Origin of the sequence: Pleionea sediminis (genome assembly GCF_007570825.1) — a bacterium.
Classification (GTDB): Bacteria; Pseudomonadota; Gammaproteobacteria; order Enterobacterales; family Kangiellaceae; genus Pleionea; species Pleionea sediminis.
Window position 1 is genome coordinate 479,721 of the sequence record NZ_SUNB01000001.1, and the last position, 20,947, is coordinate 500,667.

16 protein-coding genes are annotated in these 20,947 nt (G+C 39.7%); 5 read left to right on the forward strand and 11 right to left on the reverse strand.

Annotation, left to right across the window (positions count from 1 at the left end; genetic code table 11):
• The first annotated feature begins 4 nt into the window (after positions 1 to 4).
• Complete coding sequence (locus FAX86_RS01825) at positions 5 to 2,458, forward strand: DNA polymerase II (protein ID WP_144391624.1); 2,454 nt, start codon at positions 5 to 7, stop codon at positions 2,456 to 2,458.
• On the opposite strand, the gene FAX86_RS01830 is transcribed toward FAX86_RS01825, so the two are convergent.
• The 7 genes from FAX86_RS01830 to FAX86_RS01860 form a co-directional block, all read right to left on the reverse strand.
• Entirely contained in the window at positions 2,455 to 2,976 is a 522-nt protein-coding gene (locus tag FAX86_RS01830; RefSeq protein ID WP_144391625.1) for an aminoacyl-tRNA deacylase, read from the reverse strand. The two genes, FAX86_RS01825 and FAX86_RS01830, sit on opposite strands and share 4 nt — an antisense overlap.
• A gap of 197 nt (positions 2,977 to 3,173) precedes the next feature.
• Positions 3,174 to 3,380: a DUF2158 domain-containing protein gene (locus FAX86_RS01835; protein WP_144391626.1), complete on the reverse strand. Its 207-nt coding sequence runs from the start codon at positions 3,378 to 3,380 to the stop codon at positions 3,174 to 3,176.
• Between the two features lie 120 nt (positions 3,381 to 3,500).
• The gene (locus FAX86_RS01840; protein ID WP_144391627.1) at positions 3,501 to 3,680 is read right to left on the reverse strand and encodes a hypothetical protein; all 180 of its coding nucleotides are present in this window, start codon (positions 3,678 to 3,680) and stop codon (positions 3,501 to 3,503) included.
• A 156-nt stretch (positions 3,681 to 3,836) separates the two neighbouring features.
• Positions 3,837 to 5,924, reverse strand: a complete 2,088-nt coding sequence (locus FAX86_RS01845) for a winged helix-turn-helix domain-containing protein (RefSeq protein ID WP_144391628.1) — start codon at positions 5,922 to 5,924, stop codon at positions 3,837 to 3,839.
• A gap of 231 nt (positions 5,925 to 6,155) precedes the next feature.
• A complete protein-coding gene (locus FAX86_RS01850; RefSeq protein ID WP_144391629.1) occupies positions 6,156 to 6,461 on the reverse strand; it encodes a hypothetical protein in 306 nt (101 codons plus the stop codon).
• A 12-nt stretch (positions 6,462 to 6,473) separates the two neighbouring features.
• Positions 6,474 to 7,010 carry an RNA polymerase sigma factor gene (locus FAX86_RS01855; protein WP_144391630.1) on the reverse strand — a complete coding sequence of 179 codons (537 nt, stop codon included), beginning with the start codon at positions 7,008 to 7,010 and terminating at the stop codon, positions 6,474 to 6,476.
• Positions 7,011 to 7,033: 23 nt separating this feature from the next.
• Positions 7,034 to 7,399: a DUF6249 domain-containing protein gene (locus FAX86_RS01860; protein ID WP_144391631.1), complete on the reverse strand. Its 366-nt coding sequence runs from the start codon at positions 7,397 to 7,399 to the stop codon at positions 7,034 to 7,036.
• 428 nt (positions 7,400 to 7,827) lie between these two features.
• Between FAX86_RS01860 and FAX86_RS01865 the strand changes: the two genes are divergently transcribed.
• On the forward strand, positions 7,828 to 8,325 hold the full coding sequence (locus FAX86_RS01865) for a GNAT family N-acetyltransferase (RefSeq protein ID WP_144391632.1): 498 nt from the start codon (positions 7,828 to 7,830) through the stop codon (positions 8,323 to 8,325).
• A 45-nt stretch (positions 8,326 to 8,370) separates the two neighbouring features.
• Complete coding sequence (locus FAX86_RS01870; RefSeq protein ID WP_144391633.1) at positions 8,371 to 9,171, forward strand: response regulator; 801 nt, start codon at positions 8,371 to 8,373, stop codon at positions 9,169 to 9,171.
• A gap of 33 nt (positions 9,172 to 9,204) precedes the next feature.
• On the opposite strand, the gene FAX86_RS01875 is transcribed toward FAX86_RS01870, so the two are convergent.
• From FAX86_RS01875 to FAX86_RS01885, 3 genes are read right to left on the reverse strand one after another with little or no spacing between them, the layout of a single operon-like run.
• On the reverse strand, positions 9,205 to 12,261 hold the full coding sequence (locus FAX86_RS01875; protein WP_144391634.1) for an efflux RND transporter permease subunit: 3,057 nt from the start codon (positions 12,259 to 12,261) through the stop codon (positions 9,205 to 9,207).
• A 9-nt stretch (positions 12,262 to 12,270) separates the two neighbouring features.
• Positions 12,271 to 15,480: an efflux RND transporter permease subunit gene (locus tag FAX86_RS01880; RefSeq protein WP_144391635.1), complete on the reverse strand. Its 3,210-nt coding sequence runs from the start codon at positions 15,478 to 15,480 to the stop codon at positions 12,271 to 12,273.
• A 31-nt stretch (positions 15,481 to 15,511) separates the two neighbouring features.
• Entirely contained in the window at positions 15,512 to 16,615 is a 1,104-nt protein-coding gene (locus FAX86_RS01885; RefSeq protein WP_144391636.1) for an efflux RND transporter periplasmic adaptor subunit, read from the reverse strand.
• Between the two features lie 676 nt (positions 16,616 to 17,291).
• On the opposite strand from FAX86_RS01885, the gene FAX86_RS01890 reads away from it, so the two are divergent.
• A complete protein-coding gene (locus FAX86_RS01890) occupies positions 17,292 to 18,701 on the forward strand; it encodes an MATE family efflux transporter (protein ID WP_144391637.1) in 1,410 nt (469 codons plus the stop codon).
• A 116-nt stretch (positions 18,702 to 18,817) separates the two neighbouring features.
• A complete protein-coding gene (locus FAX86_RS01895) occupies positions 18,818 to 20,374 on the forward strand; it encodes a M17 family metallopeptidase (RefSeq protein ID WP_144391638.1) in 1,557 nt (518 codons plus the stop codon).
• Between the two features lie 70 nt (positions 20,375 to 20,444).
• Here FAX86_RS01895 and FAX86_RS01900 read toward each other — a convergent pair whose 3' ends face one another.
• On the reverse strand, positions 20,445 to 20,933 hold the full coding sequence (locus FAX86_RS01900) for a DUF2059 domain-containing protein (protein WP_144391639.1): 489 nt from the start codon (positions 20,931 to 20,933) through the stop codon (positions 20,445 to 20,447).
• Positions 20,934 to 20,947 lie beyond the last annotated feature (14 nt).

The window sequence follows — 20,947 nt, forward strand, 5'->3', positions numbered from 1 at the left end:
GTTTATGACATCGTCCAATCGAGGCTTTCTATTATCCAGGCACTGGCAAGATATTCCTGGCCAAGGCCTAGAGCTCAGGTTTTGGGTAAAAACCGATACCGATATTGCTTTAATAAAATATCCTCAGCAGAAAGCTGTCTTTTTCATTGAAGAAGTGTTTTTAGCACAAGCGATCAAGTTGTTGTCTCAAGTCAATAAAAACAACGACTTTTTTTATCGATTATTGAATCTAAAAAGTTTTTCAGATCAGAAAATTTATGGCTTCTACTTTAAAACACAACACCACCTTTACCAAGCAAGGCGTTTGCTCAATGAACATGCCATTTACCCTTTAGAGTCCGATATTCAACCTTTCGATCGGTTCCTTATGGAGCGTTTTATCACCGGTGGCGTGGCCTTTACCGGTAAGTGCGACAAGCAAAATGAGCTTTCAATATTTGTTAATCCTCATATAAAGCCATCAAACTTTTCACCAAGCTTTATAGTGGCATCTATCGATATTGAAACCTCGATGTATGATGGAAGACTCTTCTCTATCGGTATCGCGCTTTATTCTTCACACGATCACAATAATATAGAAAAACATGTCTTTATGGTTGGCAATAAGAAGGAGCAGCATTCATTACCCTACTTAAAATTCTTTAATGATGAAAGGGATTTACTTAATCACTTTATTCTTTATATTCAAGATAAAGATCCCGATATTTTCATTGGCTGGAATGTCATAAACTTTGACTTTAAATTTCTGGACAACAAAGCGAAAGAGCTCGGTATTCCATTTTCGATTGGACGCAACCGTACGTCGCCTATTTGGCGTCAATCATTCGATAACTCCGAACACTACACAATGAAGTTAGAAGGTAGACTCGTTCTGGATGGCATTGATACACTCCGTTCAGCAACCTATCACTTTGAAAGTTTTTCACTCAACTTTGTCGCAGGAGAATTATTGAAGGAGCAGAAACTTATAACAGGCAGCGATCGAGGACAAGAAATTATCGATTTATATGAAAACGATAAAGTCGCTTTAGCAAAATACAACCTTCAAGATTGCTTACTGGTAATAAAAATTTTTCATGAGGCTTCTCTTATTCCCTTTTCTGTTCAGCGAGCTCAATTGACCGGCTTACAAATGGATCGTTTCGGTGGCTCGGTAGCAAGTTTTGATAATCGGTATTTACCTCGGTTACATCGAACAGGTTATATAGCTCCCAATATCCCCCAACACCCAGAAAACATAGGTAGCCCAGGTGGTTATGTGATGGATTCATTTCCGGGTATTTATAATCATGTTTTGGTGTTAGATTTCAAAAGCCTATATCCCAGTATTATTCGAACTTTTAAAGTCGATCCCATGGCTTTAATCGAAGGCCTAAAAATTGAAGACCATCCGGCCATTAAAAACCAATTAGAGACCGAAATTGAAGACCGCGATAGATTGGTACCTGGATTTAATGGCGCTGTTTTCCACAAAGAAAATAATATTCTTCCCGATTTAATTAGTGAGCTTTGGTGCGCCAGGGACGAAGCTAAAGCACTTGATAATCAACCTATGTCCCAAGCAATTAAAATTCTGATGAATTCATTTTATGGCGTACTCGGAACATCCGGATGTCGTTTTTTTGATTTCAGATTACCCAGCTCTATTACCTTGCGAGGTCATCAAATCCTCTATCAAACAAAAAAAGTACTGGAAGAGAAAGGGTTAAAAGTTATTTACGGCGATACCGACTCTGTATTTGTCTGGCTTAAAGGTTACCATAAAAATATTGCTGAGCAGACCATTCATAATATTGGCAAAGAAATAGCTGACGAACTTAATCTGTATTGGAAAGAGTATTTAATAAAAACATATCAGCTAAAAAGCTATCTTGAGATTGAGTTTGAAACGCACTTCAAACGGTTTGTAATGCCAACGATTCGAGGGTCAGAAAAAGGTTCAAAGAAAAGATATGCCGGAGTCAAGTTACTTCGTTCTGGAGAAGAAAAGCTTATTTTTAAAGGACTTGAAAGTGTTAGAACTGATTGGACTCTAGCTGCACGCCAATTTCAAATAGAGCTTTATAAAAAAGTTTTTAACGATGAGCCATTTCAAGACTTTATAGTTGATTACGTTCAAAAAATAATGCAACGTGAACTCGATAAACAACTGATTTATCGCAAGCGGCTAAGACGTCAGCTTAATGAGTACCAAAAGAATGTTCCACCTCATGTTCAAGCTGCAAAGCTTGCAGAAAGAATATTAGAAACTAAAGGAGAACCGACTCGATATCGACGCGGTAGCTGGATTGAATACGTATTTACAACTCAAGGCCCGGAACCTTACGAGTTTCAATCCTCTCCCTTCGACTATGAGCGATATATCAATCGACAGATTAAACCCATAGCCGATGGGATTCTTCATTTTATTGGCGAAGACTTTGAAAAAATAATCACTCATCAACTGGTCCTATTTTAAATCCAGTGCCAAGGACGTGATGACGATTCTCTAATCAGAATCGAAGAGTTCATCCGATGATAACCCTTACTGATAGCAACGGCCTGCACCAAATTACAAAAATCAACGGTATTCATTTTAATTAACTGATGATGATTGCCAGCATTAAAAGTAATTTCAAATCTCTGGAATAGTTCGTTGGCAATCCAAACTTTCATACCGTACAAGTTTCCAAATGGTGGCATGGCGCCTAATTCACAATCAGGAAACAGATGACCCAACTCATCCTCGGGAACCAGCGTAATATGCTGAGCCCCAACATGCGTTGCCAGTGAATGTAGATCGATACAACAATTGGCCGGAATAAGCACCATCGCCAACTTGTTATCAGCTTGAACCACAACAACCTTAGTCAGCAAATTGTCAGGAATCCGAGCCAAAGATGCAGTTGCAAGCGCAGTGTAACTCGTTTGATGAGGAATAAGTTGATATTGAATATCTTCGGAATCCAAATACTCCAATGGTTTAGGTATATACATGCTTCCTCCTTCATGAAATATTCAAAGTCGGATCCTTATTCTACGCCTGTTCGAATTGAGATAGCGAGAAATATGAGTGTTTTTTAATCGTTTTTTTAACTTCAGAGGAAGAAAAAATAAAAAGAGAAGTAATTAATAATGGAAGGTTCTTAAAATATCCAAGGTGGTGTATTTGCACACCACCTTTCTGACTAGCATCACAAATAAATCTGTTTAAGAACTTCTGAGCGAAAGACTTCTTTCTTCAATGTTGTACCCACAAACCATTTACACACAACATCTTCGTTGTCATACCCTTTCGATAAATATGGGTCTCGCGCTTCTGATGGTAAATCTTTCAAGTTTGAGAATACGGTCATTTTTAAGCCGCCAGAACTCAATTGAACAATATCGCCTCGTCGCATGTTCGCAATCCTCCAAACAAAGTTTAAGAGTAAATAAAAACTGCTATTTATAACTATTATTTGGACGACGCTTCCTTGCCATTCAATCCAGCATTGTATTATTTGCAGTGTCTTAACAAATTAGCAAAACGGGAAATTAGGGCAAGTCGTAACTTGATCACTTTCTTCCTTGTCACCTGTTTGCTCTGAAACATCGACTTCAATTTGCTTTTGAGTAGGTTCAGTAGTTGACTCGACCTGAACACCTTCATTTAAAGGAAGAAGACCAAGAAAGAATAAGAAAATATTAATATGTGTCATTTTTAACGCCTCGCTTTCACTTGTATTAACTGCTGTTGACGGAAACTAAGTTATCGCAGTAGAGGTGTGAAAGCTGTGACTTTGACGTGCAATAAACGTGAAAATTGAGATATTAAAAATCCATTTGTGAGATTTATCATGTTTATTGTTTAAGAATCATTCAATTCTATTCAAGTCTACTTCACCCTCAACCTTTTTTGTTGTTACCAGCCAAGAGTTATTGTAAGGCGCAGAAACTTCATTGCCAAATAGTTCGATGTCTAATTTAACGGCTTGCTCACTATCATTCGCCAAAAACATCAACTTTTGCTTAGAGACAAAATATAAACCATCCTTAGTTGTTACCCACCGACGTGTTTGGTTGATCGGTTCATCAACTTGTATGTACTTCTTGTGCTCACCATGCACTCGCCAAAAACCACTTTGCTTAAAATTGGCAATGTAGGTGATCGGTAGGTCTCGATCCTCCAACACAATAAAGGCATCTTTCATTGTATCGACTAATTTATAATCAGCAGACACGGTATTTAATTCCGCTTGCTCCCATTGCTCCATATGTTTCACAGCAACATAGGCCATGTCTTTTGTTCTTTTCCACTGAAAGTTTTTGAAATATTTATCCTTTGGTCCCCAGTGTATATTTTTTGAATTAACATCGATCACAAACCAACGACCACTGGCTGTGCCACCTAATTTGTCGCCGGATGGACTAAAACTTAAATCAATAAATTCCAAATTATTTTTTAAATGAGTCACTTGCTCCTTTCGGCCATCAGGATGCATTATCCAGACTTGAAATACTCCTGTTCGATTCGAAATCCAGGCAAGGGTGTTTCCGTCAAAGGAGACAGCTGGCATAAAGTCGTTATAAGAAGAATTGATTAATGTTTTGGCTTCATTATCTTTCAAATTATGTTTAGTTAATTCTTGTCTGAAATAACTTCCAACAGAAACCGATATGGATTTATCACCAAATGCCTCGGGAGCCATAACAGGTACAGCGGGTCTTAATTTCACCGAATGGCGTTTTTGAGCGATTTCAAACTCAATAATCTGATTTGAATCGTTACGATATAGAATTGAGTCGCCAGAAGAAGTCCAGGTCACCGTTATCAATATTTGATTGACGGTGTCCACCAACTTGGTCTCCCAGGAATTCACATCGTAAATCCACACTTCCGTTTGAGAGCCATTTTTATTTCTTAAGACAGCCATTTTTTCTTTGTGAGGCGACAACGAAAAATAATAGTCGCCTTTTCCACTCGGTGGCGGAGAAGCTATAGGCCAACTTTCACCCGATGAGAAAGAATGCGAATAAATAACAAAAGGCGCATTAATCGATTCAGCCTTATTAAAGTATATTCCTTTACCGTCCTTCCATAATGCATTCGTTGCATTCAAAGAACTAAAACTGCATTTAACCAATTTTTGGGAATCGGTAATCACAGCATTATTTGGATCAAATGTCGATTCAGTGAAATAACAAGTACCGTCATTATATTCGGAGTAAATAAATTTATATTCCTCACCCGTCCAACGTGGAACTCGATAATCTGAGGCGGTCACATCCGGACTGAGTTTAATCAAATCGCCAGATTCCATATTTCTAACCCAGATTTCCCACTTACTTTGCTCGTGAGGTAAATGGTTAAATAGCATCCATTTACCATCGGGAGAAAAAGAAGGATAGAACTCCAGGCCTTCCAGATGCGTTAATGGTTTTGGCGTTGAAAGATTAACCGGCTGTGCCCCATTATCTTCTCGCATTAAGAAGTAGGTTGTCACCACAACTAATAACAAAGCCAAAGTAATAATAATTAAAGTTGTAAAACTTTTATTGTCACTTCCTTCAAATCGCCATTCCGTGGTTTTAACAGGAGCGATTAACCGATATCCGTGGCCTAACTTATTTTCAATGTAGAATTTCTCTTTTTCGGTATCATCAAATAACTTTCTAAGAACAGTGACCTGTTTCCTAATTGAAGAGTCATCTTTGTATTGATTACCGTAAATAAACTTATGGATGTCATTAAGAGAAACATAAGTGGCTTCATTGTGAATTAACAACAATAAAAGCTTTATGGAATTTGGCGTAATGTTCCTTTTATCGCCATCAGGAGACTCTACCAGCTTCTCATTAAGATCCACAGTAAACTCACCCACTTTAAAGGGGTGATGGCTCCATTTTTCGTAGAGATCGCTTTCGCTAATGCTTTGGACATCGGCAGCTGGCGCTTCACTCATGTACTGTCACTCAAAACGTTAAGGCTGGGACAAACGGCTGATATTTACACAAATAATTTTATTATTTTCAAAGAGATAGATTATCGATGCAATTCTAACATTGTTACAAGAAGTAATTAATAGAAATTATGGACCAGAGAGGGTAATTTTTACTATTGATTTTTTAGATTTTTCTACTAGAACCAATTGGCATTTTGATGCTTTTTATCTCTCTAAAGAGATATTTAAGACTTAAGAAATTTCAAACTCATCATCAAAAAGCCAATAAAGGAAAAAGAGAATCACCGTAATCACCAGTGTTGAAGCCAGTGTTGCAAAAAGCGGATGCTCACTATAGAGGGATAAAGTAAAGTGATCCATCAACAATGTTATGCCCAGACCACCGAAGATTAATCCAATTAAAGTACATAAAGTCAAAATCCATTGTCTAAATCGATAAGATTTGTCTATGCGATTAATCAAACGCTCCACAAAATCGTGATCCACCAAGTTTTTGTGGTACCGCAATAGATTTCCGATAAAATCTCCCGAACTCATAGATACCTCCTGCTATGATGCTTCAACTGAGTCTTTACTCATCAAATCATGTAACTTCTGCTTCGCTTTGGCAATGTGGGATTTAACTGTCCCAAGTGGAATACCCGTTACTTGAGCAATTTCATTGTGGCTCATACCATCAGCACAACTCAAAGTAATCACGGTTCTCTCTTTTACATCCAAATATGACATCAAACTTTCCGCTAAAATATCTTGGTCAGTTGAATCTTTTGTTGTTAGCTTTTGCCAACTAACATCACAAGGAATCTCGTATTTTTGGGCGCCAGTTTGTATGACTCGCAAAAATCGCCGATACGCCAAAGTATGGAGCCAGCTACTAAAACTACCCGAGCCATTATATTGGGCAAGCTTTTCAAAAGCAGTCATAAAACAGTCCTGCGCTAAATCATCTGCCATTGCATAATCGCCAGCCGTCAATCGACGTAAAAACTGACGTATATTTGATTGGTAACGTTTTACCAATAGTGCGAAAGCATGACTGTCATTATGTGCAATCACTTTGGCGATCAATTCATTGTCCGGAAGCATCAGAGTTCCAATCGTAACCCTATTTAGTCATTGTACCGATTTAACTTCCAAACCAATAAAAAACCTGATCCCATCATCAACGGAAACAAGCCAGCAATTACAAAACCAATCATACCGTCTGAATCATTGACCACTAAACCCGATAATATTGCAGCAAGCCCAAGAGCCGCCAAAACAATCCCTCGGCGTAAATCTTTTACCCGAGGCGATGGTGTTGTACCGAGTTTTTCCAATAATTCAGGCGTCAATGAATTACCTTGATCCAAAGATCGACGAATCGTCTCTTGAATAGCCATTTTATTTTTATGGCTTAAATAAAGAAATGTAACGACAACAACAGCTGTAACAAGAATAAAAGCAACAGGAATAACGACTTCTATAGGATTCATTGAATTCTCCAAAAAAATTAACATTACTTATTAGAGACAATTAAATCCAGGATTGGATGAAAGAAAGAGAAAAAAATGCCTGTAGCAATCGCTCGTTCACGGCTACAGGCATGAGGTGAGTTAGTTTCAGGGATTAGCACAAGTCGGCGTAAATTAACTCACTATCTGAAGTCCGGCTCTGTGAGAACGAAACCATTAAACACGTCCATAATAACGGCTAGTCTCAATCGAGGCGAACAAAAGCACCAGATATTGCCCGGCAAGCTGCTGCATTTAGAGACACCCCTGCCTTTTCCCTGCAGCGCCTGCCGACACCAAGATACTAGCAAAACAAACACTACTTATGCAAGTACTTATTTAGATATGACGACAATTTCTTTCCCAGTTAAAATGACCAATTAAAGCTGTCCAACAACAAAGAACAATCTATGACACTTGAGTTTAAAGAAGCAACAACGGAAGATGAACTCCGTAAAATTGAAAGTATCGCCTTCAACATATGGAACGAGCACTATGTTCCGATTATCGGTCAAGCTCAAGTCGATTATATGCTGGAAAAATATCAGTCGTATGCCGCGATGAAGCAACAAATAGAGTCGGAGTCTTATGAATATTTTTCGATTAATTATGACAACCTATTAATTGGTTACTTCGCAGTCCAGCCACAAAACAACATGCTATTTTTAAGCAAGCTGTATTTGACGAACCAAAATCGAGGGAAGGGATTTGCAAAAATAACGCAAACTCATATTGATCAGCTGGCTAGAGAGAAGAAATTGGATCACATTAAGCTTACCGTCAATAAATATAATTCTGGTTCAATTGCCGCCTATCAAGCTTTGGGATTTGAAATAGTTGAAGAGGCCGTTTTCGATATTGGTTCTGGCTATGTAATGGATGACTACGTAATGATAAAGCGACTTTAGATTTTTCAGCTACACTTATAAAAGCCTTATTTAAGATAGTTTGCCATGAAAAAATACAACATACTCGTGATCGATGACGCCAGTATGATCCGGGACTTGATAAAAAAGTTTGTGCGAGACTACTTTCCCAATGCGGCATTATTTGATGCGCACAATGGTGCGTCTGGAAAATCTGTCTTATTGCATCAAGAAATCGATATGGTTTTATGCGACTGGGAAATGCCAGAAATGAACGGCATTGAGCTCTTGGGCTGGTTTAGAAAGGAAGAACGCTACAAAAACTTACCTTTTATTATGGTTACCAGTCGCGGTGACAAGGAATTTGTTATGGAAGCCATTGAGGCTGGTGTCAGTGACTATTTGGTAAAGCCTTTCAACCGACAACAGTTTGCCGAAAAAGTAGAAAGAGCACTCCGCCGTCATGGCATAAAAGGGAAAATGGCAGAGCCTAAAAAGGCGGCCTCCTCTTCACTAGAGGTGCTTACCGGAAAGCCCGTATCAACCGCAAAACCCAAACCTAAAAAACCTTTACCGAAAGGTGTCGCCCTCGTCCGAACAGCAGAAGGTGAAGTTCGCTGTGCGGTAAAACAACTCACTAAAGATTATTGTCTCGGTGTTTTCAAAATATCAGACTACCTTCCAAATCTGTTAGAAACCGTTTCGGTTGATATTGAATTTAAGCAAGAAGATGAATCCAAAGTAATGAGAATCAATGGTTTTATACATTCTCTTACGGCAACAGAGAGTCGTCCCGACTGCCAACTCGTCCAATTGCGGGTTGCGTTTATGGATGAAGATCCAAAAAAGCAAAAAATGATCGAAGACTACGTTAGCCAATTTTCATAATTTAAACCATGTAGCCATTCGTCATATTGTTATTTAAGAAAGAACTTTCTCGCGTTGACTTCTAGCCTCTCGCCAAATAAATCTTCCCCAGCGACTCAAATTATCTAAGCCAACATAAATGGTCGGTAAAATAAGTAAGCTCACTACCGTAGAAAATGCCAAACCACCGACAACAGCTCGAGCCATTGGATAGTAAGGTGGTGCATTAGCCGTTCCGCCAATGGTGGTATCACCCACACTCAATGGGATAAGACCCAGAATTGTCGTGCAAACCGTCATTAAAATAGGCCTGAGACGATCGCGCCCCCCCTGAATTATCGCCGCTTCTCTCGGCAATCCGGTTTTACGCAAATGATTAATATGGTCTATTAAGACAATTCCGTTGTTAACTACAACGCCCATCAATACGAGAATGCCAATGCCCGACATTACGGAAAAGGTAGTGCCCGTCAACATAAAAAACCAAAAGACACCAACGACGGCATACAAAATAGAAGTTATAACAGCGAGAGGGAATAACAAAGACTCAAACAATGCAGCCATAACAACAAAAATCATAACAATCGCCAAAAGCATATTTTGCAGCATTAAATTGTCTGTCTTCTCTTCTCGTTCAAAAGCTTGCCCCAAAGTCCACTGATAGCCAGGAGGCAAAGAAACCTTTTTCATCACTTCAGTAATTTTCTTCTTTGCTTCATCTAATGTTATATCCTCCAGGTTAGCAGTAATACCAATACTGGTGCGTCTATCACGACGAGAAATATTGTTGGATGCAAGCTTGGTTTCAAAATCGGCAATGCTGGACAATGTCACTTTATCACCACCAGGAGTCGTTAACAGCAATCCTTTTAAATCATTGAGCGATCGCCGATCGGACTGACTGAATTGCAGCATCATTTGAATTTCATTATCCTCTCCACGATATGAACGCAGTGGCTGGCCACGCATTGCGATAGCAATCATATTGGCCACTTGAGCGGGATCAAGACCAACATTTTGCGCTCGAATTCGGTTAACTCTTACTTGTATTTCACGGTCGTTCGATTCAGCCTCAGAGCGCGCATCATAAACTCCATCTATTGTATTTAATATTCGAGACACTTCTTGTGTTAACCCCACTAATCGCTCAGTAGAATCTCCCGAAATATAAATCTTCATTCCCTCTTGGTTGCCTCGCTTGACTTCAAAACTGGGCCTGCCAATTGCAATTTTCGGCTTGTTCTCTTCAATAAACTTACGTATATCTGTTACTGAGCGAGTTGCATTATCTTTATCTTTTAGAAGAATAGTTGAAGCAGCAAAGCGATTGGTATAAAAGCTATAAACCGAATCGATATCCAGTTCTTCCTTATGCTGATATAAAAATTCTTCGATCACATCAACCGATTTTTCAACGCGCTCAATGGTGTATTGGCTGTCGATAAAATAAGGTAAATATAATCGACGTTGCGTATCATCAACATAATTATCTTTAGTCACAAATTTCATAGGAATAACAATACTCACCAGAGTCAAGAAGGCAACTAAAGCCGATGTTTTGGGATGTCGTAATGACCACTTTAAGAAAGAGACATAACGTTCGGTTAGTTTATTTATCCAACGACTCGATTTTTCTTTACTTTTAATTTTAAATTTGGAGAGCAACAATGGGATAATAGTCAAAGCGATGAATAAAGATGCCGCTAAAGAAATGATAATGGTCACCGCTACGTGAGAAAGAAATACAGTAACATCGACTTTCTCACCAATAATATTGGGCAAAAATACAATACCTGTCGTGACAGTGCCAGCAAAAACAGCAATACCAACTTCTCTCACACCGAGCTTGATTGCTTTCAAATGATCGTTAGGATATTTTTCTTGATATCGGAAAATACTTTCCGTCACAACAACGGCATTATCTACCAACATTCCTATAGCTAGCATAAGCCCCATCATCGACAAAATATTAAGCGATACATTAAAGAAAAACATAAACGCGAGTGTGATGGTTAACGAAAACGGAACAGCTAAGGCGACGATCAATGTCGAGGTTATGTCTCGTAAAAAGAAGAACAGAACGATAATTGATAATATAAATCCTATCAGTCCCGAATAACTAATATCTCTCAGAGAATTCTTTACCCCTTCCCCTTGGTTATCCATAGTGAATAACTTAATGCCATCAAATGCAGGGTCGTTTTCCGCTTCTTGAATTCGGTCAATCACTTTTTCAGAAACTTCAACTAAGTTAGCATTGGCTTCTCTTGAAATATCCATTCCTACCGCATAACTTTGATCAAGATGCCGACCTTCTTCTTGTCGAGGCTGCTCAAGAACAACATTCGCAATATCTGAAAGCCGTAAGCCTTGATCATTAATAATAAGATCCTTTACTTCTTGTATGCTCTGGTATTCCCCCACTGGTTTTACACGATAACGCAATTCGCCATCTGTAACTCGCCCTGCAGACAAAGAAAAATTATTTTGTTGCAGTTTCGCACTAAGGTCGGCAAGATTTATATTGTAGGCAGTAACTCGATCCGCCAATAACTTAATTTTTATTTCTTTTTGATTGACTCCGTATAAAGTAACTTTTGAAACCCCTTCAATTCGTTCAATTGGACGCTTTAGCTTTCTATCGAGTAGCTCATAAGCATCCGACAAATCTCTTTGACTCGAAATTCGAAGAGTCAAAACAGGTATATCACCAGTCCCCCCGGTAAAGACAAAAACTCTTTGCAAATCATCTGGCAATTCATTTCGAATGGCATCAATTTTTTCTCGCGCTTCAACCCCCTTTATTCGGGCATTCTGATCCCAGTCAAATTGCAAAAAGACCTGGACATTATTGTCCGACGTTTGTGACCACATGGTATTCACTGAGCTCATGGTCGCCAAAACTTCTTCAACGGGCCGAGTGATACTTTGCTCAATTTCCTCTGCCGATGAGTTTGGATATGGGATATTAATAAAAATCCCAGGAAAGTTAATGGCCGGAAAATACTCTAAAGGCAACAACCGAGAAGCCATTCCACCCGTAATTAAAAAGCATACAAACAACATGAAAGTTGTTACCGGGCGCTTTAATGCCAACGATGTGAGTTTCATCGATGCTCCTTAATTAGAACGGTCAAACAAAGTATAAAACACAGGTATAACAATCAGTGTTAACAAAGTAGAAAATAGCAATCCACCAATAACAGTGATGGCCATAGGAGCACGAATTTCTGCGCCCTCCCCAATACCCAATGCAAGCGGAAGCATACCTAGCGTTGTCGTTAAAGTTGTCATAACAATGGGTCTTAAACGCGAGTGGCAAGCCTCTTTTACAGCAGAGATTTTTTCCAACCCGCTTTCTCTTAATTGATTGATCTTGTCAATTAATACGATCGCATTATTAACAACGATTCCTGCCAACATAATTAAACCAATAAACACCACAACGCTTACTGTCGTATTAGTGATAAATAATGCCCAAATTGCACCAACAAGTGCCAAAGGAACGCTAAACAAAATAACAAAAGGATGGAGCAACGACTCAAACTGCGAAGCCATAACTAAATAAACTAGAAAAATAGCGAGCGCTAAAGCAATCTTTAACGAATTGAAAGAAACCTCCATTTCTTCATTCTGTCCACTAATGCGAGTTTCTACACCTCGAATATCAGGTAGTTGTTCAACAAGCGATTGTAGCTCTGCAGCACCCTCTCCTAAGTCACCGTAAGTTAAATTAGCACTGATAATTGCAACACGTTGTTGGTTAATTCGATGTATCTCACTCGGTCCAATATCAACATACACGTCAGCTATTGTCTGTAGCGTAATAGGCTTTTCAGCTTGTGGGTTCACAATTAAGTTTTTCACATCTTCTACAGAAGAACGATCTTCCTCCGCAACTCGAACAAGAACATCAATTTTTCGGTCACGAAAGGCGTACTTGGTGGCTACTTCACCACGAATTTGTTGAACAACACGATTTGCAACTTCCGGTACATTCAATCCCAAATGAGCCGCTTTATCATGATTAAACCGAATTTGAATTTCTGGATGCCCTTGTCGGATAGTCGACTTTACATCGCTGAATCGATCATTTGCTTGCATCAAGGTTATTAATCGTTCATTTTGCTGCTTAACTTTCTCTAAATTATAGCCAACGATTTCTGCTTCTAATGGTGTTTTAAAACTAAACAGAGCCGGACGCTCAATATTAATATCAACCCCAGGTAACACAGAGAGCGCTTCTCTTAACTCTCGAATAATTCGCTCTTCCTTTTCCCGATTTACCGGCTGACTAATAACTATATTTAACTCACCGATATTTTCACCGCCTCTCTCTGGACTCGAATCTAATCGATTTCCACTTCCAGCGACTGAATATGAGGTTTCAATACCATCTATCGCAATTGCTAGCGCTTGCGCCTTCAAGACGATTTGATCAGTTTTAACCAGAGGCGTGCCGGTAGGTGCCTTGATTTCTATCTTTAATTCACCTTGTGATAGCTGTGGTATTAACTCTATACCAATTCGAGAAACTAAAGCCAAAGACCCGACAAGTACCGCTATAGCTGATAACACAACCAAAGCTCGATGCTTTAATGAACTTGTTAGTAGCTTTTGATACACATGTTCTATTGCGTTGTAAAAATGAGTAAATGGAATAACAAGTAATTGCATTGGCCAATAAACACCACGCCGTATTAAATGAGATAATAGCTGAATGACAAATACTATATTCTTTGGAATTTTTACAAATATAAAACCGAAGAAACGTTGCGATCGAGTAGTCGGTATTTTTCGTTGATTTGACGAGTCTGCGTAAGTACTTTTGCGACCTTTCGACGATGCAACCATTGGAATAAAAGTGAGTGCAACAACCAAAGATACTAACAGAGCAAAAGTTACGGTTAATGCCTGATCGCTAAATAATTGCCCAGCAATTCCCTCAACAAACACCAACGGTAAAAATACAGCAATGGTTGTCATTGTCGCCGCAAAAATTGCTCCAGAAACCTCCTTCGCTCCCTCTCTTGCCGCTTTTTGGTCGTCCAACCCCTCTTCTTTTTTTCGTGCTATGTTTTCCAGTACTACGATAGCGTTATCAACTAACAAACCAACCGCAAGTGCAATTCCTCCTAGCGACATAATGTTCATGGTAATGTCAAAACCATACATTAAGTTGAAACTGATAATGACAGAGATAGGAATAGATAATGAAATAATCAGCGTTGCACGAAAATTCCGTAAAAATAAATACAAAACAAGCATCGCGAGTAATCCACCAATGATAGCATTGAAGATAACTTCACTAATGGCTTGCTCAATGAACTCCGCTTGATTATATATTTCTTCAAGTAAAAGACTTTCAGGAATGTTTCGTTTTAAAGAGTTAAGTTTACGGTTCAGCCGCTCAGCGACAGAAACGGTATTAGAATCACCTTCTTTGTAAATGGCTATTTCAACTGCTTCGTGACCATTGAGTCGAGTAATCGCTTCTCTTTCTTTATATCTTTGTTGAATTTTTGCAATATCTTTAAGATAGATCGGCTTTCCATTTTGTGAATAGATTACTGAATTCGCAATTTCGTCAACACTTTGATACTGATTAATCGTGCGAACTAAATACTGCTGTGTTCCCTCTTCAAGCCTACCTCCAGAAAGATTAACGTTCTCTGACTTCAGCCTGGAAGCCACTTGTTCAATCGACAAGTTCAACTGACTAAGTTTGCTTTGATCAACCAGCACTTGAATTTCATCTTCCAGACCGCCACTTACCTTAACAGCGGCAATACCTTCAACAGACTCAAGTCGCCGCTTAACCTCTTCTTCAGCAAACCGGCGTAATTCAATCAGCGTTGACTCATCAAATAATTGTTCATCGCTACTGCTATGTGATAATGACAATCGAACAATCGGCGCTAAAGAAGGATTGAAGCGAAGCAAAGAGGGACGTTTAACATCCAGAGGTAATTGAACAATATCGAGTTTTTCTCGGACATCTAACCCCGCCATCCCCATGTCGGTGCCCCAGTTAAACTCCAATAAAACATCCGACTGACCAGCTTTTGATGTCGACTGAATTTTTCGTAAATTTTTGACAACACCCAGTGATTCTTCTATCGGTTTTGAAATTAAGTTTTCGACTTCTGCTGGGGCAGCTCCTGTATATTCCGTTCGCACAGTTAAGGTCGGATAAGATAAGTCTGGTAATAAAGTGAGCCCCAAGCGCCCCACTAACACAAAACCAAAGATTAAAAATGCAACCGTAAACATTGAGACAGTAACGGGCCGCTTCGTTGAAACATCAACGACGGTACTAGTAACACTCATTTATTTTCCCCAAATCAGTTTAACGTTTGGCTTAACTTTGACTTATATTGGCAATTGCAGTGTTTACTTGCTCATCATTAAGGACTTCAACTTTAGAATCTTCCTTTAAACTGTTCTGTCCCGCGATAACAACTTTGTCGCCCGGCTTCAATCCATCGATAATCTCTACTTGTTGACTGTTTTCAAATCCTGTTGTTACGACAACTTTTGAAGCTTTGTTATCAGAGACAACATAAACTGATGGTTTTTCTTCCTCCGCGATCAAAGCATTCTTATCGACTAAGATCGTATCTTTGTGATTAGCATAAACAATTCCCACTCGACCAAACATTCCCGGCTTGAGTTTTCGTTCTGGATCTCTGACTTCTACAGTCACTTTAAACGTACCCGAGTTCGCATCGACAATAGGACTGATTCGCAACACATGAGCGTTAAAAATTTCATCTTTCCGTGCATCAACCCCAACCAAAGCTGGCATTCCTTTTGTTAACTTTGAAAGTTCTTGCTCAGGAACATGAATCACGGCATGTAATGGATCAAAATCGGTAATTCGGAAAAGAGGCTCACTTAAGGTAACCATATTGCCAACTTTAACCATACGTTCTGATACAACACCATCGATTGGCGCAACAATTGTGGCATACTCAAGTTGGAGTTTTGCGAGTTCGTATGCGGCTTGCTGTGCCTCATAATCGTATTTTAATTTTTCGTAAATATCAGAACTCACCATTTTCTTTTCAAAAATGCGTTTATTTCTGTCGAGTTCTGCTTTGAGTCGCTTTAAATTCACCTGTGCCTGCTTCAACTCCAAAACCTGCTGATCGGTTTTTAACTGTGCAAGCACCTGACCTTTCTCTACCAAATCACCTTCTTCGACAAAGATTTCAGTAATGATTTCACTGGTTTTTGCCACAACAATTGCTTCCTGCTCAGCTTCCAGAGAGGTGGTGTTGGTGTAAACCGCACTAATATCTCCTGTGCTAACACGTGCAATTTCAACGGGAACTGCAACTTCTTCTTTTTCCTTTTCTTTGTCTGCGACGACTTTCTCTTCCGGTGCATTACTGCATCCGGTCAGCATAAGAATTCCGAAGACCAATACCAATAAACTGTTTAAACGATTCTCTGTTTGCATGAGACTTCCTAAATAATTGCATCGCCATTTCGTCAAAACACTCAATGACAATGACCTATCAAAACTTGGTGTTATACCAATATATAACACCAACTCACTATAACACAAACGGCAAATGTAACGACATGTGCACACTAGCGAACATTTTAAATGTCAAAACTAACCAAACCGCCATTGCCACTGAGGCGAATGCAGAAAACAGGCCAAAACCTATACTGCTGATTTATATAACATTTTTTTCATTTATCTCTATTCTGTTAACAAATAGTTGGTAAAATTCACTAATTTATTAACCATATAATAAGATGCAACCAACCGTTTGGATCGATTAATTAAAAATGTTAAAAATTATTTCTTACTGAAATCTAGTACATTGAGCTATCAAAGATAGTTTAAAACACTTGACTCAAAAGCACATTCGGCCCATCATTTCCATTCCTTCATATACCGAGATGAACCCATGAACAATATTCTTTGCGCTCTCCTCGCTGACGTGTTCGCTGCGATCTCGGTGAAGCTTAGTACTGACTGAATCAGTTTCGATCCCAATCTTCAAATAGTGAGATCTCAGGTTAGCACCTGGTATTAGTCTATGGGCGGTTTTCGCCTTCCTATCCAGACTTATTATCTTCCGATTCACAAAGGATCGCTGTAATTTGGGAGAGAGGATTTTTCAATGAAAGAACATATAAAGGAAAAAACAAATTATTTTGCTTTGTTCAAGCAAGCCTTAAAGGGCGATATAAAACATGACTTTACAGAGGGTTCGATTGGTAAAGCGGCATTCCTATTAGCGGTACCCATGGTTCTTGAGATGAGCATGGAATCCATATTTGCAATTGTCGATATTTTCTTTGTCTCAGGGCTCGGTTCGGAGGCGATTGCTGTTGTCGGTTTAACCGAAGCCGTAATTACGCTCCTTTATGCCATTGCGATAGGATTGAGTATGGCTGTCACTGCAATGATTGCCCGTCGTGTGGGAGAAAAGAATACTGAAGCCGCCAGTTTAGTTGCCGGACAAACACTATGGGCTGGACTGATTGTTGGAATTACTGTTGGTCTTTCCGGCATTGTCTTTGCAAAACCTATTTTGGCATTTATGGGAGCCTCTCCAAGCGTTTTAGAAAATGGCGAGAGTTACACCATGATCATGCTCGGTGGCTCTATCACCATACTTTACTTATTCCTAATCAACGCCATTTTCCGGGGTGCAGGCGACGCAACTATAGCGATGCGGTCTTTATGGCTCGCTAATGGCATCAACATTGTGCTCGACCCATTATTAATCTACGGAATTGGTCCTTTTCCTGAAATGGGCGTAACTGGCGCTGCAGTTGCAACAACTATTGGCCGTGGTGTCGGTGTTTTGTATCAACTGTATCATTTATTTGATATAAGACGCCGAGTCGGGGTTCAAGCTCAACACTTGAAACTTGCACCGCAGATTCTTTCGCGAATTGCGAGAGTGTCCATAGGTGGAATCATGCAATTCCTCATTGCCACCGCAAGCTGGGTAGTTTTAGTCAGAATTGTTTCTCAATACGGAAGCGAAGCCGTCGCCGGATACACAATTGCTATTCGGATAATTATTTTCACTATTTTACCCGCATGGGGATTGAGCAACGCAGTGGCCACTTTGGTCGGTCAAAATTTGGGAGCTGGAAAACCGGAGCGTGCGGAAAGTTCAGTCTGGCAAATAACCAAATACAATGTGGTATTTATGGTAACGATTGCTGTTGTATTTATCACTTTTGCTGAAGTGATCATCGGAGTATTTACAACGTCAACGGTAGTAATTAACTACGCGACTGACTGTTTACGATTTATAAGCTATGGCTATGGGTTTTATGCTATCGGCATGATTGTAGTTCAAGCTTTTAATGGTGCGGGAGACACAATGACGCCAACAAAAATAAACTTTCTGTGTTATTGGATATTTCAAATCCCATTAGCCTATGGTTTAGCCAATACATTAGGTTTGGGACCGCTTGGCGTGTTTCTCGCAATTACTTTGGCTGAATCTTTGATGGCCATCGTAGGAGTTTGGATCTTTCGTCGTGGTCACTGGAAACTAAAAGAAGTCTAAAAATATCAGGTTGGAGAATAGCCCCTCCAACCAGTTTGCACTTGTAATTCTGCGCCTCAGACAGTAGTTTTACTGGTTATTTAACACAAAATTAAAAATAAGATCCGGAGATTATCATGCCATTTCCAAATCCAGTGAGCGTATCGAACTTTGACGATATGCTAAAAGATTCAAAATTTGATGCACTCATTCTTGTGTGTGGACAAACTGAATTCTCGCTCAATGCAACAATCAACGAAGCATTGCAATCCGTAGCAAAATTAGACAGTCGTTTCGGAAAAGAAGAAATCACTATTTATCAGGATGGTGTGCCTGGTAATCGAATAATTCATGCACCAGTCACCAACTTAAATGTTGATGTTGCCGATGTTCGCGACTTCGGTGATGCGGCTAAAAGAGCCATTGAAACAGCAAAAAACATCGGCGCGAAAAACCCAGTCATAGCAATAGATGGCTTGCCACAAAACGATATATTTTTAAAGGCTATCGAAGTTTCCTATTTGTCAGCTTGCCAAGCGCTATGGAAACCACTTGAAGCAAGAGAAGCACTGGAGGAAGAAACGCTTGAGCCTGTTCAATCAATTGGTCTATTTGATCCCGACGGATCCGTTGATACTCAATATTTAGCAGCGGTTGAGTCAGGCCGACGACTGGCTCGTGATTTATGTGGAACAGAACCAGAGCGCATGGCACCGCCAAAATTTGCAGATTATTGCAATGATGCTTTTGCCGGAACGGAAGTTAAAGTTGATGTCGAGTCAAAACGTGAAGTCCTCGAAGAGAAGTATCCATTACTCGCCGCTGTTGCTCGAGCTTCACAAGGTGTAGAACGCCACCAACCAAGAGTTGTAAACCTTACTTATCAAGGTGACGGACCCATTGAGAAAACACTTTTCTTCGTCGGCAAGGCTGTTACTTACGATACCGGTGGTGCCGACTTAAAAGTGGGTGGTCATATGGCGGGTATGAGCCGCGATAAAGGTGGTGCAGCGGCAGTTGCTGGATTTATGAAAACGGTCGCCGAACTCAAACCAAAAGGTTTAAAAGTGGTTGCTTCCATTGGTGCCGTAAGAAACAGCATTGGTGCTGATTGTTTTGTCGCTGACGAAATCATAAAGGCACATTCAGGTAAACGGGTAAGAATAGGAAATACCGATGCCGAGGGTCGCTTAGTCATGTGCGACTTACTTTCTCACCTCAGAGAACAAGCTGCCGGAGAATCCGATGCTGCTTTATTTACCATTGCAACTCTCACGGGTCATGCAGCTCTAACAGCAGGCCCCTACACAATATTTGTTGAAAATGGTCCCGCTCGTAATAAAAAATTAGCGTCTCAAATGCAACAAGCGGGGGAATTGTGGGGCGACTGTGCTGAACTAAGCCGACCACGACGCGAAGATTGGAAAATAATTAAAGCGCGAAGCGAAGCCGATGATGTTTTATCGTCTAATAATGGACCATCTGTTTCAGTCGCTCGAGGCCACCAATTTCCAATGGCATTTTTGAGTTTAGCATCAGGCCTTGATGAACATGGCCAACACTCAGCCAAGCCACTTGCTTACTGTCACATCGATATTGCAGGCAGTGGAGTCGAGGCTGGCGACTGGCAACATGATAAGCCAACAGCAGCTCCCGTTGTTGCACTAGCTGGCCATTTCTTGTCAAAAAATTAAATGATGAAAAAAGGCGCCTTACTTTGGGGCGCCTTTTCTTTAATAGAGTACTTTAAAACAGTTTATAAACTTAGGAGCTCGATGGCGATTCAATCTCTTTTAAACGATTTTGAACTCGCTTTTGAACTTCAGGAATTAGCTCATCTGCCCACTCTTGGCTCAAAAAAATACTCTCTTGTAGCAATCCAGGCATAACTTTTATCGTTTTTTTACCTATGTCTGTTTTGTAAAAAGCTAAAAGCTTTTTGATTTCTTCATGAGTAAAATACTTACTATAAAGTTTAACCATTTTTTTCGTTAATTCAGGAAAACTCTCTTTGAAAAGATTTAATGTTACTTCCTTAATGACAGCCATTTGATTTCGAGTTCTTTTATCATCCGACATGATACTAGTCTGTTGTGAAACTATAGCATCGGCCAATTGATAGCTAAGTTTTTCACCTTGCATAAGATCTAACAACTCGACAATATCTTTTCTTTTTTCTTCAGTTAAAACATCAGCAAAACAAGCTTTAAAGCTGACTAATACAAAAAGAGTGACGAGAATATTTAGCTTCATAACGTTTCCTATTG

Excerpts from the sequence above, each read along its gene's own strand:
- FAX86_RS01825 (WP_144391624.1), top strand. The coding sequence starts at position 5 with ATGACATCGTCCAATCGAGGCTTTCTATTATCCAGGCACTGGCAAGAT.
- FAX86_RS01830 (WP_144391625.1), bottom strand. The coding sequence starts at position 2,976 with ATGTATATACCTAAACCATTGGAGTATTTGGATTCCGAAGATATTCAA.
- FAX86_RS01835 (WP_144391626.1), bottom strand. The coding sequence starts at position 3,380 with ATGCGACGAGGCGATATTGTTCAATTGAGTTCTGGCGGCTTAAAAATG.
- FAX86_RS01840 (WP_144391627.1), bottom strand. The coding sequence starts at position 3,680 with ATGACACATATTAATATTTTCTTATTCTTTCTTGGTCTTCTTCCTTTA.
- FAX86_RS01845 (WP_144391628.1), bottom strand. The coding sequence starts at position 5,924 with ATGAGTGAAGCGCCAGCTGCCGATGTCCAAAGCATTAGCGAAAGCGAT.
- FAX86_RS01850 (WP_144391629.1), bottom strand. The coding sequence starts at position 6,461 with ATGAGTTCGGGAGATTTTATCGGAAATCTATTGCGGTACCACAAAAAC.
- FAX86_RS01855 (WP_144391630.1), bottom strand. The coding sequence starts at position 7,010 with ATGCTTCCGGACAATGAATTGATCGCCAAAGTGATTGCACATAATGAC.
- FAX86_RS01860 (WP_144391631.1), bottom strand. The coding sequence starts at position 7,399 with ATGAATCCTATAGAAGTCGTTATTCCTGTTGCTTTTATTCTTGTTACA.
- FAX86_RS01865 (WP_144391632.1), top strand. The coding sequence starts at position 7,828 with ATGACACTTGAGTTTAAAGAAGCAACAACGGAAGATGAACTCCGTAAA.
- FAX86_RS01870 (WP_144391633.1), top strand. The coding sequence starts at position 8,371 with ATGAAAAAATACAACATACTCGTGATCGATGACGCCAGTATGATCCGG.
- FAX86_RS01875 (WP_144391634.1), bottom strand. The coding sequence starts at position 12,261 with ATGAAACTCACATCGTTGGCATTAAAGCGCCCGGTAACAACTTTCATG.
- FAX86_RS01880 (WP_144391635.1), bottom strand. The coding sequence starts at position 15,480 with ATGAGTGTTACTAGTACCGTCGTTGATGTTTCAACGAAGCGGCCCGTT.
- FAX86_RS01885 (WP_144391636.1), bottom strand. The coding sequence starts at position 16,615 with ATGCAAACAGAGAATCGTTTAAACAGTTTATTGGTATTGGTCTTCGGA.
- FAX86_RS01890 (WP_144391637.1), top strand. The coding sequence starts at position 17,292 with ATGAAAGAACATATAAAGGAAAAAACAAATTATTTTGCTTTGTTCAAG.
- FAX86_RS01895 (WP_144391638.1), top strand. The coding sequence starts at position 18,818 with ATGCCATTTCCAAATCCAGTGAGCGTATCGAACTTTGACGATATGCTA.
- FAX86_RS01900 (WP_144391639.1), bottom strand. The coding sequence starts at position 20,933 with ATGAAGCTAAATATTCTCGTCACTCTTTTTGTATTAGTCAGCTTTAAA.